Source organism: Streptomyces sp. Je 1-79 (assembly GCF_025195125.1).
Taxonomy (GTDB): Bacteria; Actinomycetota; Actinomycetes; order Streptomycetales; family Streptomycetaceae; genus Streptomyces.
This window is the reverse complement of record NZ_JAMGSL010000009.1, coordinates 94,589-108,895: the sequence shown is the minus strand read 5'-3', so window position 1 is coordinate 108,895 and position 14,307 is coordinate 94,589. Positions and strand designations below refer to the sequence as shown.

The following is a 14,307-nucleotide window of genomic DNA, read 5'->3' as shown; positions in this document are numbered from 1 at the left end:
CGGCCCGCACCGGCGGTCCGGCGGCTCACGGCCCTGATGCCCGGTCCGCGCCGGCGCCGGCTTCGACGTGCTGCCAGAACGCGGCCAGGCGGGCCGCCAGCTCCTCGGGGTGCGAGACGTTGGGGGAGTGGCCCGCGCCCGCGACCACCGTGTGGTGCGCGCCCGTACTCGCCGCCGCCGCGGCCAGACCGTGCACCGGCCAGACCATCTCCTCCGCGCCGTACGCGATGTGCACCGGCATCGGCAGCGCGGCGAGCCGTGCCGTACCGTCCGGGTCGCGGAGCAACAGCCGCCCCGCTCCCGACAGTTGGGCGATCCGGGTGCGCATCCAGCGCCGCCGCAGGAACCCCACGATCTCCGGGGGGTCGGTGATCCCCGGCTGCTCGCCCCGGCTGTCCAGCCAGCGCGTCGCCAGCCAGACCCGCTCCTTGGAGAGCACGGCGAGCGCCCCGCGCAGCATCCGGACCCTGATCCGCTGCGGACGGGCGACCCGGCCGGGCCCCGAGGAGAGCAGGGTCAGCGAGCGGAAGGCCCCGGGCGCGATCTCGGCCGCGGCACGGGCCACCAGTCCGCCGAAGGAGTGGCCGAGCAGATGCACCGGGCCGTCGCCGAGCACGGCGGCCTGCGCCACCACGTCGAGGGCGAGGGCCCGGCGGCTGTAGGCGTGGCGCCCACGGGGCCCGGGCGTCTCGTGCTGGCCGCGCCCGTCGACGGCCACCGCGCGGTAGCCGTGCTCCCCGAGGGGGCCGAGCAGGGCGAGGAAGTCCTCCTTGCTGCCGGTGTAGCCGGGCAGCAGCAGCACCGTGCCACGGGTCTCGCCCGTGGGCGCGGTGTCCAGGACGGCGAAGCCGCCGCGCGTGGTCTCCAGCCGGTAGGCACGGGTGCGCGGCGGCAGCGCCAGGGACCGGGGCTTGCTCATAGAGGGACTGTAACCGCTGTTCAGCGGCGGGCGGACGGCACAGTGGCCCGGTCCCTGGGGAGGGACCGGGCCACTGCGGAAGGTGCGACGGCGCGTCAGCTCTCGGGCTGCGCGGCCGCGGCCTTCTTCGTCGTGCGACGGCGCGGGGCCTTGGGGGCCTCGGCGGTCTCGGCGGCGGCCTCGGTGGCCTCCGCGGGAGCGGCGACGGCCTTCTTCACCGTACGGCGGCGGGGCGCCGTCTTCGGCTCGGAGGCGTCCGGCGCCTCGGCGGCTACGGCCTTCTTGGCCGTCCGGCGGCGCGGGGCCTTGGGGGCCTCCTCGGCGGCGGGCTCGACGGCCGGCGTCTCGACGACGGCCTCGACCGCGACGACGGCCTCGGCCGCGACGGCCTTCTTGGCCGTACGGCGACGGGGAGCCTTCTTCGGCTCCTCGACGGCCTCGACGACAGCGGCGGCCACGGGGGTCGGCTCGACGGCCTCGACGGTCTCGACCGCGACGGCCTTCTTCGCCGCGCGACGACGAGGGGCCTTCTTCGGCGCCTCGACAACCGCTTCCTCGGCCACCGTCTCGGCGACCGGGGTGACCGGCTTCGCCGCCGCGAGGGCGGCGGCCGCGGTCTCCACGGTCTGGAAGCCGACCGTCTCCGTCTCGGGCTTCAGGACGCGCGTACGGCGGCGGCGCGGGGCCTTCGGGGCCTCGTCCACCGGCTTGGCCTGCTCGACCACGGCGGCCACCACGGTGGCCGGGGCAGCGGCGGCGGGGGCGGGGGCCTCCGCGACCGGGGCCGCGACCGAGGCGGCGACAGCGGCCTCGACGACCGGGGCGTTCGACACGCCCGTGGCGCGGGTGCGGCGACGACGGCGCGGCGTGCGCGGCTCGGCAGCCGCGTCCTCCGCCACCGGAGCGGCGGCGGCCGTGACCGGAGCCGTGGCGGCCTCGTCCAGGCCACCGCGCGTACGGCGACGCTGGCGCGGGGTGCGCGTACGGGCCGGGGCCTCCTCGGCCGCCGGGGCGGCCTGCTTGCGACCGCGGCCACCACGGCCGCCGGGCTCGCCCAGGTCCTCCAGCTCCTCCGCGCCCAGACCCGCGCGGGTCCGCTCGGCGCGGGGCAGGACGCCCTTGGTGCCCGCCGGGATGTCCAGCTCCTCGTACAGGTGCGGGGAGCTGGAGTACGTCTCCACCGGCTCGTGGAAGTCGAGGCCGAGCGCCTTGTTGATGAGCTGCCAGCGCGGGATGTCGTCCCAGTCGACCAGCGTGACGGCCGTGCCCTTGTTGCCCGCGCGGCCGGTGCGGCCCACGCGGTGCAGGAACGTCTTCTCGTCCTCCGGCGACTGGTAGTTGATGACGTGCGTGACGCCCTCGACGTCGATACCGCGGGCGGCGACGTCGGTGCAGACGAGCACGTCGACCTTGCCGTTGCGGAAGGCGCGCAGCGCCTGCTCGCGGGCGCCCTGGCCGAGGTCGCCGTGGACCGCGCCGGAGGCGAAACCACGCCGCTGCAGCTGCTCGGCGATGTCGGCCGCCGTGCGCTTGGTGCGGCAGAAGATCATCGCGAGCCCGCGGCCGTTGGCCTGCAGGATGCGGGAGACCATCTCCGGCTTGTCCATCGAGTGCGCGCGGAAGACGTGCTGCTTGATGTTGGCGACGGTCACGCCCTCGCCGTCGGGCGAGGTGGCGCGGATGTGCGTCGGCTGCGACATGTAGCGGCGGGCGAGACCGATGACCGCGCCCGGCATGGTGGCCGAGAACAGCATGGTCTGACGCTTCGCCGGAAGCATGTTCATGATCTTCTCGACGTCGGGCAGGAAGCCCAGGTCGAGCATCTCGTCGGCCTCGTCGAGGACGAGGACCTTGACGTGGGACAGGTCCAGCTTGCGCTGTCCGGCCAGGTCGAGCAGGCGGCCCGGGGTGCCGACGATGACGTCGACGCCCTTCTTGAGCGCCTCGACCTGGGGCTCGTACGCCCGGCCGCCGTAGATGGCGAGCACGCGGACGTTGCGGACCTTGCCGGCGGTGAGCAGGTCGTTGGTGACCTGCTGGCACAGCTCGCGGGTGGGGACGACGACCAGGGCCTGCGGGGCGTCGGTCAGCTGCTCGGGCTTGGCCCGGCCGGCCTCGACGTCCGCGGGGACGGTGACGCGCTCCAGGATCGGCAGACCGAAACCGAGGGTCTTGCCGGTGCCGGTCTTGGCCTGGCCGATGACGTCGGTGCCGGAGAGGGCGACCGGAAGGGTCATCTCCTGGATGGGAAAGGGGGACACGATGCCGACGGCTTCGAGCGCCTCGGCCGTCTCGGGAAGGATCCCGAGCTCTCGGAAAGTCGTAGTCAGGGTGCTGCCTCTTCTGTGAGACGCGGCGCGAGGCGAACGCTGGGGGTCGTACCGTGCCGATTCGCTTCCGGCCGGATCGACGAATGGATCACAGCCGGGTGGCGCGGGACCACTGCCGTCGCTCGAGCGTCGTGCCGCTGAGGGACCCTCCGTGCGGGTGCGCGTGGAGGGCTGTCGGGTCGGAGCCAGTCGGGCCACCGACCGGGCATCCTCATTCATGAGTCGGCCTACCGAGTACGTCCGAACGTGCGAAAAGCTTGTCCGCATACTCAGCAGGCGCTTTACCACTGTACCCCGGATTCGCGCATGTGTGTTGGGAGAATTCGCGATGAGGGCGCGGTCACAGTGACTGACCGGCGCCCTGAGCGGGCCGGAGAGCGGGCTATTGTGCGCTTCATGGAGACGCCTGACAACGCCACGCCCGCCGAAGAGACCGTGGACGAGACCGCCGAGGAGCTCACCGGGATCGCCGCCCAGGACTGGGCCACCGCTTCCGCCGAGCCGCAGTACCGCGCCGCGGTCGTCGACCTGCTCGGCGCGCTGGCCTACGGCGAGCTGGCGGCCTTCGAACGGCTCGCCGAGGACGCCAAGCTCGCGCCGACCCTCGCGGACAAGGCGGAGCTGGCGAAGATGGCCTCCGCCGAGTTCCACCACTTCGAGCAGCTGCGGAACCGGCTGACCGCGGTCGACGCGGAGCCGACGGCGGCGATGGAGCCGTTCGCCAAGGCGCTGGACGACTTCCACCGCCAGACCGCTCCGTCGGACTGGTTGGAGGGCCTGGTCAAGGCCTATGTCGGCGACTCGATCGCGAGCGACTTCTACCGGGAGGTGGCGGCCCGGCTGGACTCCGACACGCGGGGCCTCGTGCTCTCCGTGCTCGACGACACCGGCCACGGCAACTTCGCCGTGGAGAAGGTCCGCGCCGCGATCGAGGCGGACCCGCGCGTCGGCGGCCGGCTGGCGCTGTGGGCGCGTCGTCTGATGGGCGAGGCGCTCTCGCAGGCCCAGCGGGTCGTCGCCGAGCGCGACGCCCTCTCCACGATGCTCGTCGGTGGTGTCGCGGACGGCTTCGACCTGGCCGAGGTCGGCCGGATGTTCTCCCGGATCACCGAGGCCCACACGAAGCGGATGGCCGCGCTGGGGCTTGCGGCGTAACCGCTGAGCGGCGCCGACCGAACGGGCTCGCGGCTCAGACCGCGGGCCCGCTGCCGTACGGCGGCCGTGGCGGCCCGTTGTGGTACGGCCGTCGTCGCGGCGCGCTGTCGTGCGGCGGCCGTGGCGGCGCGCTGTCGTGCGGCCGTCGTCGCGGCGTTCGCCTGGAGGCGCTGTTCACGCCGCCGCTGATCGGCGCAGACGGCGCGTGGCCGGGCGGATCAGCAGCGAGAGCAGGACCGTCGCGATCGCCAGGGCGCCGAGGAGCGTCGCCAGGGCATGGCCCGGGCCGAGCGCTCCGTGGGTCACCAGGGAGCCGAAGACGGCGCCGAGCGTGCCCGTGGTGAGGACGACCCCACGTGCGGGGAGGCGGTCGGGCAGCCGGTGCACGGCGGCCCAGGCCAGGGCGAATCCGAGCAGGGCGGAGCCGAGGGCTTCCAGGAACACGGGATCACCTCGCGTGCGGTGCGGGGCGGGACATTCGGTCGTAGGCCGTCCTACCCGTGGCGACTCGGACGCAATCCTCCTCGCCCGCCTCACCTGCACCTTCTGCCCGAGTCCTCGGCGCCGCGCCGGAACGGAGCCCACCCGAACGGACGAAGGGCCCGGCGGATCGGATCCGCCGGGCCCTTCGCTGTCCTCGTACGTCTCAGAGCGCGCCGAAGCCCACCCGGCGCACCGCCGGCTCGCCGATCTCCACGTACGCGATCTTCTCGGCCGGGATCAGGACCTTGCGGCCCTTCTCGTCCGTGAGGCTGAGCAGCTGCGCCTTGCCGGCCAGAGCGTCGGCCACCGCGCTCTCGACCTCCTCGGCGGACTGCCCGCTCTCCAGAACGATCTCCCGGGGTGCGTGCTGCACGCCGATCTTGACCTCCACGGCTATGTCCCTCCGAACGGTCAGCGTTGCGCGTCTCCCGCGCCGTACGCTGCACACATTAGCCCGGTGAGGCGATCCGTACGGCGCACCGGCGGAACGCCAGGAGCGAACATCCGACGGCGGGCGCGGCCCGGAGCCGCCGACGAGCCCCGTGGCCGTCGGTGAGGCTCAGTTGCCGTCGGTGAGCGGCTGGCCGTCCGTCGGGTGCAGCGGGAAGCCCGCGATACCGCGCCATGCCAGCGAGGTCAGCAGCGCCACCGCCTTGTCGCGGGGGATGGCCGAACCGCTGGAGAGCCAGTAGCGCGCCACGACCTGGGAGACACCGCCCAGACCCACGGCGAGCAGCATCGACTCGTCCTTGGAGAGGCCGGTGTCCTCGGCGATCACGTCGGAGATGGCCTCGGCGCACTGCAGGCTCACCCGGTCCACACGCTCGCGCACGGCCGGCTCGTTGGTGAGGTCGGACTCGAAGACCAGCCGGAACGCGCCGCCCTCGTCCTCCACGTACGCGAAGTACGCGTCCATCGTCGCCTCGACCCGGAGCTTGTTGTCCGTCGTCGACGCCAGCGCGGTGCGCACGGCGTGCAGCAGGGCCTCGCAGTGCTGGTCGAGCAGGGCCAGGTAGAGCTCGAGCTTGCCCGGGAAGTGCTGGTAGAGCACTGGCTTGCTGACGCCCGCGCGTTCCGCGATGTCGTCCATCGCGGCGGAGTGGTACCCCTGGGCGACGAACACCTCCTGGGCCGCGCCGAGGAGCTGGTTCCGTCGGGCTCGGCGCGGCAGGCGCGTGCCCCGAGGGCGTGCTGCCTCTGTCTGCTCGATGGCTGTCACGCCGCCTCCCAAAAATCGATCCATGCGCTGTGTGGCGCCGCGCCCGCCATCGTACTTTTGGGTAACCCGGCTGTGCGCGGTGCGGACGCAGAATTTCACGGACCGGACGCCGAGGGCGATAGGCGATCCAACATTGAACCGAACGAATCAGCGGTAGTCGTCCTCGTCCAGCGCCACGACGCGCGCCTGCTCGGACGAGTCCGCCTCGTTCGCGGAGTCCCGCTCCACGTGGTTGTGCTGTTCGTCCTCCCGCTGCTGCAGTTCGGTGCGCTGCTCGGCCGCGTCGGCCTCGGGGATTTCCTCGTCGAGCACGTCGTCCTCTTCCTCGGCGAATGTGTCCGGCTCGGTCGGATCGACAGTCATGCGATTCCTTCCGGCGTGAGGGTCTCTCTCCGATGGCCCTCTCTACCGAGCCTAGGAGCACACTCCCCGCGGCGCACCCGAACCTGTGACGCCACACACACGCGTCCCCGCGTGATCGTCTCGTAATATTGCGGCCATGTCGTCGACCGAGCTGCCGGAAACCCGGACCGCCGCCGCACCTTCCTCGTCGCGTAACCGCGCCGTACGGGTCGCCGACGGCGAGAAGCTGCGCTCCGTCTCGCTGCCCGGGCTCACGCTCACCATCCGCGCCCGGCCCGGCAACCGGCCGGGGCTCCCGCCCGCGCTGTACGTCCACGGCCTCGGCGGCTCGTCCCAGAACTGGTCGGCCCTGATGCCGCTGCTCGCCGACAAGGTCGACGGCGAGGCCGTCGACCTGCCGGGCTTCGGCGACTCCCCGCCGCCCGACGACGGCAACTACTCGGTCACCGGACACGCGCGGGCGATCATCCGCCACCTCGACGCGGCGGGCCGCGGCCCGGTCCATCTGCTCGGCAACTCGCTCGGCGGCGCCGTCTCCACCCGGATCGCCGCCGTCCGCCCGGACCTGGTCCGCACCCTCACCCTGGTCGCCCCGGCCCTGCCCGAGCTGCGCGCCCAGCGCACCGTCTGGCCGACCGTGATGCTCGCCCTGCCGGGCGTCGCGCCCCTCTTCGCGAGGCTGACCAGGGACTGGACGCCGGAGCAGCGGGTCCGCGGGATGCTCGCCCTCTGCTATGGAGACCCCGGAAGGGTCACCGACGAAGGCTTCCGGCATGCTGTGGAGGAGATGGAACGGCGCCTGGAACTCCCGTACTTCTGGGATGCCATGGCCCGCTCCTCGCGCGGTGTCGTGGACGCGTACACGCTCGGCGGTCAACACGGCCTCTGGCGGCAGGCGGAACGAGTGCTGGCGCCGACGCTGCTGATCTACGGCGGCCGTGACCAGCTGGTCTCGTACCGGATGGCGAGCAGGGCGGCGGCCGCGTTCCGCGGTTCGCGGCTCCTGACGCTTCCGGACGCCGGGCACGTGGCCATGATGGAGTACCCCGAGACGGTCGCCCAGGCCGTACGGGAACTGATCGAGTTGAACGAACAGAGCGAAGAGCGCGTAGAGAACGCTGAGAGCGCAGAGAACCGCGACACCAGCGACGACAGCGGCGGGAGCTGATCCGGGGCGTGGGACGACATAGTCGCAAGGGCCCCGCGCCCGCACCCCCCGCGGATCCGGGGCGGCGCGAAGCGGCGGAGCCGGGGACGGGACGCCGCAGGCGTGCGCAGGACGGCCAGGACACGTACTCCCAGGAGCGGTACTCCGGGGGCTCGTACTCCCCGGACCCGTACCCCTCGGACCCGTACTCCCCGGGGGCGCGCGGACAGCGGACCGGGTACGCCCAGGGCACGTACGGTCAGGGCCCGCGTGCGTACGGCCAGGGGCCCGGCCCCGGCGCGTACGGGCGGCAGCAGGGCGGCGGCAGGCCCGTCTGGGACACGCCGATGCACGGCACCCCGGTCTACACCGCCCCCGGCGAGACGGCCGTACGGGGCGGGCATCCCGAGCACACCGAGACGATGCCGCGGCCGCCCGAGCGCTACGGCGACCTGCCGGGCACCCGCTCGAACGCCCCGGACGAGACCGCCGCGCGCCCCTTCATCCCCGCCCCGCGCCGGGAGCGCGACCCCGAGGACGCCCCGGAGGAGCTCCCCGAGGAGACGCCGGCCAGGAAGGCCGGCAAGGGGCGTACCTTCACCGGTATCGCGGCCGCCGCCGTCACCACCGTCCTCGCCGTCGTCGTGGCCGGTCAGGTCACCGACCGGGAGGCCGACGGCGCCGTCGCCCACTCGGCCGAGAAGCCCACGGACCGGGCCGTCGACAAGGGCGGCGCGTCGCGCTCCGACGACCGGCTGACCCCCACGAAGCCGCTGCCCGCCCAACCCGTCAAGCCGCCCACGTACGAGCAGTTGATGGCCACTCGGTTCGCCATCGACCCCAAGCTCAAGGGCTCCGGTGAGTTCGAGGCCGTGGCCGGCTTCGACCGGGCGCCGGGCAAGGGGCGCAAGGTCCGGTACCGCGTCGACGTCGAGAAGGGGATCGGGCTCGACCCGAAGCTCTTCGCCGAGGCCGTGCAGAAGACCCTGAACGACGAGCGCAGCTGGGCCGGCAAGGGCGCCATGACCTTCGAGCGGATCTCCAGCGGGGACCCGGAGTTCGTGATCACGCTGGCCAGCCCCGGCACCACCGGCGTCTGGTGCGCGAAGTCCGATCTGGACACCACCGTCGACAACGTGTCCTGCGACTCCGCGTCCACCTCCCGGGTGATGATCAACGCCTTCCGCTGGGCGCAGGGATCGGACACCTTCGGCGCGAAGGCGATGTTCGCCTATCGCCAGATGCTCATCAACCACGAGGTCGGACACCGCCTCGGACACGGCCACGTCAGCTGCCGCACGCCCGGCGCCCTCGCGCCCGTGATGCAGCAGCAGACCAAGTCGCTGGACGTGGACGGCATCAAGTGCCGTCCCAACCCCTGGGTGCACCCCGGGAGTTGACGCCCGCCCGGAGGCCTTCCCGGCAGCCGTGACCGGCCCGGTACCGCCGGCGCTGCCCGACGGTTCCAGGAGCTGGCCGCAGCATGACTCTGCGTAGGCGACACGCCCCGTAGCGCGACGGAACGCGACCGGGGTGGGAAAGTTACGTGCATTCACCCCTTCCGGTGGTGCGACGGACAACCGTCCGTCGCGCCACCGCTCCATCCGCTTACGTTCTTCCCGCTGCGAGTCGCCGGACCACGGTGGCGGGAGTCAAGCGAGATCGGGGGTGTACTCATGCGGATCGGACTGCTTACGGAGGGTGGCTACCCGTACGCCACGGGTGAGTCCAGGCTCTGGTGCGACCGGCTCGTACGCGGGCTCGCGCCGCACGAGTTCGACCTGTACGCCCTCAGCCGCAGCGCCCGGCAGGAGGAGGCCGGCTGGGTCGACCTGCCCCCGCAGGTCCAGCGGGTCCGCACGGCCGCGCTCTGGGCGCCCGAGGACGACGGCCGGACCTACGGGCGGCGCGAACGGCGGCGCTTCGCCGAACACTTCGGCGCGCTCGTGACCGGCATCTGCGTCGAGGACGGCACGCCCGCCGCCGCCCGTTTCGCCGAGGGGCTCTACGGACTGGCCGAACTCGCCGGCGACCGCGGAGGCCTCTACGCGGCCCTGCGCTCCGAACTCGCCGTCCGCACCCTGGAGTCCGCCTGCCGCGCGCCCGGCGCGCGCCGGGGTGTGGCCGATGCCACCGTCCCCGACTACCTCGACACCGTCGACCAGTTGGAGCGCGCCCTGCGCCCGCTGTCGCTCGACTGGTACGGCGAGGACGGACTCGGCGCGGTCGACCTCTGCCACGCCGCGTCCGGCGGATCCGCGGCGCTGCCCGGGCTGTTGGCCAAACGCTTCTTCGGCACTCCGCTGCTGGTCACCGAGTACGGCGTACAGCTGCGCGCGCACTACCTCGCCGCCGCCGGTGCGCCCCGGTCGGCCCCCGTCCGTGCCCTGCTCGCCGCCTTCCACGGCAGGCTCGCCGGCGAGGTCTACCGGCAGGCCGCGCTCCTCACCCCCGGCAACACCCACGCCCGGCGCTGGCAGGAGCGGTGCGGGGCCGACCGCGCCAAGCTGCGCACGGTCTACCCGGGCATGGAGTCCGAACGGTTCACGGAGGTCGGCGAGGACGAGGAGAGCGGTGACCCGGCGACCCTCGTGTGGGTCGGCCGGGTGGAACCCGCCAAGGACCTGATCGCCCTGCTGCACGCCTTCGCGGAGGTGCGCAGGCAGCAGCCCGACGTACGGCTGCGGGTCATCGCCGCGCCGGTGCGCGAGCCGGGCGCGGACGCGTACATCACGCACTGCAAGGCGCTCGCGGCCCAGCTCTTCCCCGACGAGGCGCCGGGGGCGCACGCCGTCGGCGAGAACCCGGTCTCCTTCGAGGAGATCGGCGGGCCGGAGGCGCCGACGCTCGCCGAGGCGTACGCGGCGGGCGCCGTCGTCGTCCTCTCCAGCGTCGTCGAGGGCTTCCCGATCAGCCTGGTCGAGGCGATGTTCTGCGCGCGGGCGACGGTCTCGACGGACGTCGGCGCGGTCGTCGAGGTCATCGGCGGCACGGGGCTCGTCGTGCCCCCGCGCAATCCGCGGGCGCTCGCGGACGCCTGTCTGGCGCTGTTGCGCGACCCCGAGCGCCGCTACCGGCTGGGCGCGGCGGCGCGGGCCCGCGCGCTCGAACTCTTCACCGTCGAGCAGAACCTCGCGGCGTTCCGCGGCATCTACCTCGAACTGCTCTCCCACTCGCCGGTGCGCCGCCGTGCCGGGGAGGGCGTCCCCTTCGCGCACCCGGCGGAGGCGTACGTCCCCGGCATCTGGGCGGACCAGCGCGTGAGCGCCGCCGCCGGAGCGGGAGACACCGATGCCTGAAGGAGGCACCCCCATGCGCGGCCCCGCCGCCCCGACGACCCCCGGACCCTGGGACTCCCACTCCGAGTCCCTCCTCGAGACGACGGCCCTCACGGTGGCCGTGACGGTCTCCGTGACGACCGAGGGGCCCGAGAGGACGGGGAGCCGCGGCACCGCCCGCCGCCCGGAGGCCGGAGCCGTCATCCCGGCGCCGGCCGCGCCCGGCGCTGCGGACCTCGACCTCCGGTCGCCGGGCCCGCGCCGGGCGGCCGCAGCGGTCGAGGGCGAGCGACCGGCGGACCGAACGACCCGCGCCACCACGGTGCCGCAGGCGGCCGAAAGCCTCACCCCCGCGCCGGACGCCGCCGAGCCGGACGGCGCCCTCGTCCCCCAGCCGGGCGCCCCCCAGCCGGATGCCTCCGCTGCCGGGCGGTCCGGCGGCGAGGCCGTGCCCAAGGCGGTGCGGCGGGGGCCCGCCGACCCCGTCAGGGCGCTCATGCACCGGCACCGGGAGCTGTGCGAGCAGGCCGTCGACCCGCTGGAGATCGCGGCGGGGCTCGAAGCCCACGGCGTCACCGACCGGACCGCCGCGCGGTTCCGGCACCGGGACGTGTTCTCGCTCGCCGAAGAGCTGTACGCGCGCGTGCCGCGTGGAGACGGGGCGCCCGCACGCCCCGCGCCCGAGGACGGGACACGCGCCGGGTGGGCCGGGTGGACCCTGGCCGCCCTGGCGCCCGGCGCCGTCGCCGCCCTCGCCGTCACCGCACTCGCGCTCACAGAAGGGCCCGTGCGCCTCGCCGTCGGCGCGGCCGGGGCCCTCGGCCTGGCCGCCGCGCTCGCCGTCGCCGTCCGGCGCGGCCCCCTGCGCGCCGCCGGCCGCACCGTCCCCGCCGCCCGCGTCTGGACCCTCTGGCTCCTCGCGTACGCGTTCGGCGGGGACGGTCTCCTCCAGGCCACGCTCACGGGCGGACCCGACGGCCCCTGGCCCGTCGCCCCCGCCCCCCTCCTCGGCCTCGCGCTCGCCGTCGCCCCCGCCGCCTGGTGCGCCCGGCTCTTCGCTGCCAGGGCACGCGGCAGGCTCGCCGCCAGCCGCGGTCTGGAGGACTTCGCCGCCGGCACCCGCCCCCTGCTCCTGGCCACCGTCGCGCTCCATCTCGCCGCCCTCGCGGGCCTGCTGGGGCTGACCGGCTTCGCCCCCGGCGCCCTCGCCCTCGGTGCCCTGCTCCTCTTGGCCCGGCTCCTCGCCGTCCACGGTTTCCCCGAGACCGCCGCCAACGGCCTCGCCGCGGCCTGCGCCGCGGAGGCCCTCGCCCTGGCGAGCGTCCTCGCGGGCCGGGTCCCCGGCTGCGACCTCCTCGCCACCCCCGTCCGCACCCTCGTCGACACCTGGGGCCCCGGAGCCGTACCCGCCCTCGCCTGCGGCGCCGCGGCCCTCGGCCTCCTCGCCCACGCCACCGCCACCCTCTCCCGGGCCTCGGCCCACGCCCAGGCGCCGGCCGCCGCCCCCTGACCCGGCCGGACCGCACCACGCTCCCGTGAACCCAGGCGCACCCGCGGAGCCGACGCCGCGGGCGCACCCACAGCGCAGGAACCATTCCAAGGAGACGAAAGAGACATGACCTCCCAACCCCCAGCAACGGCCGGTCGGCACGAAGGGGCCGCACGATGAGGGTGCTGCTGCTCGGAGCCAACGGATTCCTCGGACGTTTCGTCGCCGACCGGCTGCTCGCCGACCCGGCGGTGCACCTCACCGCCCTCGGCCGGGGCGACGACGCCGACGTGCGGTTCGACCTCGCCGGAGGCAGCCCCGGCGCCCTGACCCGCTTCCTCGACGCCGTCCACCCCGGAGTCGTCGTCAACTGCGCCGGCGCCACCCGTGGCGGAGCCCGCGATCTGACCCGGCACAACACCGTCGCCGTCGCCACCGTCTGCGAGGCCCTGCGCCGCAGCGGCTGCGGCGCCCGGCTCGTCCAGGTCGGCTGCGCCTCGGAGTACGGCCCCTCCCAGCCCGGCTCGTCCACCGCCGAGGACGCCGTGCCCCGCCCCGGCGGCCCGTACGGCGTCTCCAAGCTCGCCGCGACCGAACTCGTCCTCGGGTCGGGCCTCGACGCCGTGGTCCTCCGGGTCTTCTCCCCGGTCGGCCCCGGCACCCCCGCGGGCTCCCCGCTCGGCCGCCTCGCCGAGGCCATGCGCCGCGCGATGCAGGGTGGCGACGGCGAGCTGAAGCTCAGCGGCCTCGGCGTCCAGCGCGACTTCGTCGACGTACGCGACGTCGCCCGCGCCGTCCACGCGGCCTCGCTCTCCGCCGCCCAGGGCGTCGTCAACATCGGCACCGGACGGGCCGTCAAGCTCCGTGACGCCGCAGCCGTCCTGGCCCGGGTCGCCGGGTTCGCCGGGACCCTGCACGAACTCGACGGCCCGCCCCCGCGGCCGGTCATCGGCGCCCCGCGCACCGAGAGCATCGCCGAACAGCTGGCCGCCCAGCCCTACCCGTACCCCGACGGCTGCGGCAGCTGGCAGCAGGCCGACGTGCGCACCGCCCGCGACCGGCTCGGCTGGCGGCCCCGGATCAACCTCGAGGAATCCCTCGCCGACATCTGGATGGAGGCGGCATGCCGCATCTGACCACACCCACGACGACCACCGGCGCCGTCCAGGAGCGGGAGACGGGCTTCGGCGTCCCCGGCTACGCCCATCCGCTGCTCGCCCCCGTCGAGTGGGCCGAGCTGACCCGTCCCGGCACCCCCGTGCACTGGGCCGTGCTCAACGTCGCCGACGGGCCCGGGGACCGGCCCGACCCGCACTGTCTGGAGGCGGCCGGCCGGCTCAAGAACGCGCGCGTGAAGGTCCTCGGGCATCTGGACCTCCGCCACGGTTCGCGCGACTTCGGCGAGATCGTCTCGGACGCCCACCGCTTCCTCGACTGGTACAAGGTCGACGGCTTCTACCTGGACCGCTGTCCCACCGACCGGGCCGACCTGCCCGAGGTGCGGCGCGTCACGGCCACCCTGGAGGCGGTGCTCGACGGCGAGGCGCACCTCGTCCTGAGCCACGGCACCCATCCGTACCCGGGCTACGCCGAGGCCGCCGACCAGCTGGTCACCTTCTCCGGGCCGTGGGCCGACTACCGCTGGTCGCAGGTGGCCGAGTGGACCGCCGACCACCCGCCGGAGAAGTTCGTCCACCTCGTCCACGGGGTGCCCCGGAACCATCTCGACGAGGCGATGCGGATCGCCCGCTGGCAGGGCGCCGGGACGATCTTCTTCACCGATCACACCGGCCGCACCGGCCACGGAGACCGGATCGGACAGAGCGGCGCATTCCAGACCCTGCCCGGCTACTGGGACGAAATCGTCTCGCGCATTGGACCAGGTGTCTCGGAATGAGAAGGGCCGTGGCAGTGTTACGGGGAG

The 14,307-nt window shown here is 74.2% G+C and carries 13 protein-coding genes; 7 read left to right on the top strand and 6 right to left on the bottom strand.

Features of this window, described 5'->3' with window-relative positions; translation table 11 throughout:
- Positions 1–25: 25 nt before the first annotated feature.
- Entirely contained in the window at positions 26–919 is an 894-nt protein-coding gene (locus M5362_RS20040) for an alpha/beta fold hydrolase (RefSeq protein ID WP_260229010.1), read from the bottom strand.
- A 95-nt stretch (positions 920–1,014) separates the two neighbouring features.
- Positions 1,015–3,156: a DEAD/DEAH box helicase gene (locus M5362_RS20035; RefSeq protein ID WP_260229009.1), complete on the bottom strand. Its 2,142-nt coding sequence runs from the start codon at positions 3,154–3,156 to the stop codon at positions 1,015–1,017.
- Between the two features lie 489 nt (positions 3,157–3,645).
- On the opposite strand from M5362_RS20035, the gene M5362_RS20030 reads away from it, so the two are divergent.
- Positions 3,646–4,404: a ferritin-like domain-containing protein gene (locus M5362_RS20030; RefSeq protein ID WP_260229008.1), complete on the top strand. Its 759-nt coding sequence runs from the start codon at positions 3,646–3,648 to the stop codon at positions 4,402–4,404.
- A 174-nt stretch (positions 4,405–4,578) separates the two neighbouring features.
- Here M5362_RS20030 and M5362_RS20025 read toward each other — a convergent pair whose 3' ends face one another.
- From M5362_RS20025 to M5362_RS20010, 4 genes are all read right to left on the bottom strand, one after another.
- Complete coding sequence (locus M5362_RS20025) at positions 4,579–4,848, bottom strand: hypothetical protein (RefSeq protein WP_260229007.1); 270 nt, start codon at positions 4,846–4,848, stop codon at positions 4,579–4,581.
- Between the two features lie 202 nt (positions 4,849–5,050).
- Entirely contained in the window at positions 5,051–5,278 is a 228-nt protein-coding gene (locus tag M5362_RS20020) for a DUF3107 domain-containing protein (protein ID WP_260229006.1), read from the bottom strand.
- Between the two features lie 168 nt (positions 5,279–5,446).
- A complete protein-coding gene (locus tag M5362_RS20015) occupies positions 5,447–6,106 on the bottom strand; it encodes a TetR/AcrR family transcriptional regulator (protein ID WP_260229005.1) in 660 nt (219 codons plus the stop codon).
- Positions 6,107–6,253: 147 nt separating this feature from the next.
- Positions 6,254–6,469 (bottom strand): hypothetical protein, encoded by a 216-nt coding sequence (locus M5362_RS20010; protein WP_260229004.1) that lies wholly within the window; start codon positions 6,467–6,469, stop codon positions 6,254–6,256.
- 136 nt (positions 6,470–6,605) lie between these two features.
- Here M5362_RS20010 and M5362_RS20005 point away from each other — a divergent pair, with 136 nt between their 5' ends.
- The 6 genes from M5362_RS20005 to M5362_RS19980 all read left to right on the top strand — a co-directional run bounded on the left by M5362_RS20005 (position 6,606) and on the right by M5362_RS19980 (position 14,280).
- Positions 6,606–7,637, top strand: a complete 1,032-nt coding sequence (locus tag M5362_RS20005; protein ID WP_260229003.1) for an alpha/beta fold hydrolase — start codon at positions 6,606–6,608, stop codon at positions 7,635–7,637.
- 8 nt (positions 7,638–7,645) lie between these two features.
- A complete protein-coding gene (locus M5362_RS20000; RefSeq protein WP_260229002.1) occupies positions 7,646–9,016 on the top strand; it encodes a DUF3152 domain-containing protein in 1,371 nt (456 codons plus the stop codon).
- Positions 9,017–9,292: 276 nt separating this feature from the next.
- Entirely contained in the window at positions 9,293–10,915 is a 1,623-nt protein-coding gene (locus tag M5362_RS19995; RefSeq protein WP_260229001.1) for a DUF3492 domain-containing protein, read from the top strand.
- A gap of 13 nt (positions 10,916–10,928) precedes the next feature.
- The gene (locus tag M5362_RS19990; protein ID WP_260229000.1) at positions 10,929–12,404 is read left to right on the top strand and encodes a hypothetical protein; all 1,476 of its coding nucleotides are present in this window, start codon (positions 10,929–10,931) and stop codon (positions 12,402–12,404) included.
- A 155-nt stretch (positions 12,405–12,559) separates the two neighbouring features.
- Positions 12,560–13,519: an NAD(P)-dependent oxidoreductase gene (locus tag M5362_RS19985; RefSeq protein ID WP_260228999.1), complete on the top strand. Its 960-nt coding sequence runs from the start codon at positions 12,560–12,562 to the stop codon at positions 13,517–13,519.
- Positions 13,507–14,280, top strand: coding sequence for a spherulation-specific family 4 protein (locus tag M5362_RS19980; RefSeq protein WP_260228998.1), 774 nt, complete (start codon positions 13,507–13,509; stop codon positions 14,278–14,280). The genes M5362_RS19985 and M5362_RS19980 overlap by 13 nt, the downstream gene beginning before the upstream one ends.
- The last annotated feature ends 27 nt before the right edge of the window (positions 14,281–14,307 follow it).

Bases quoted from the DNA above. Each gene is read 5' to 3' on its own strand.
- M5362_RS20040 (WP_260229010.1), bottom strand. From the start codon at position 919: ATGAGCAAGCCCCGGTCCCTGGCGCTGCCGCCGCGCACCCGTGCCTAC.
- M5362_RS20035 (WP_260229009.1), bottom strand. From the start codon at position 3,156: ATGACCCTTCCGGTCGCCCTCTCCGGCACCGACGTCATCGGCCAGGCC.
- M5362_RS20030 (WP_260229008.1), top strand. From the start codon at position 3,646: ATGGAGACGCCTGACAACGCCACGCCCGCCGAAGAGACCGTGGACGAG.
- M5362_RS20010 (WP_260229004.1), bottom strand. From the start codon at position 6,469: ATGACTGTCGATCCGACCGAGCCGGACACATTCGCCGAGGAAGAGGAC.
- M5362_RS20005 (WP_260229003.1), top strand. From the start codon at position 6,606: ATGTCGTCGACCGAGCTGCCGGAAACCCGGACCGCCGCCGCACCTTCC.
- M5362_RS19995 (WP_260229001.1), top strand. From the start codon at position 9,293: ATGCGGATCGGACTGCTTACGGAGGGTGGCTACCCGTACGCCACGGGT.
- M5362_RS19990 (WP_260229000.1), top strand. From the start codon at position 10,929: ATGCGCGGCCCCGCCGCCCCGACGACCCCCGGACCCTGGGACTCCCAC.
- M5362_RS19985 (WP_260228999.1), top strand. From the start codon at position 12,560: ATGAGGGTGCTGCTGCTCGGAGCCAACGGATTCCTCGGACGTTTCGTC.
- M5362_RS19980 (WP_260228998.1), top strand. From the start codon at position 13,507: ATGCCGCATCTGACCACACCCACGACGACCACCGGCGCCGTCCAGGAG.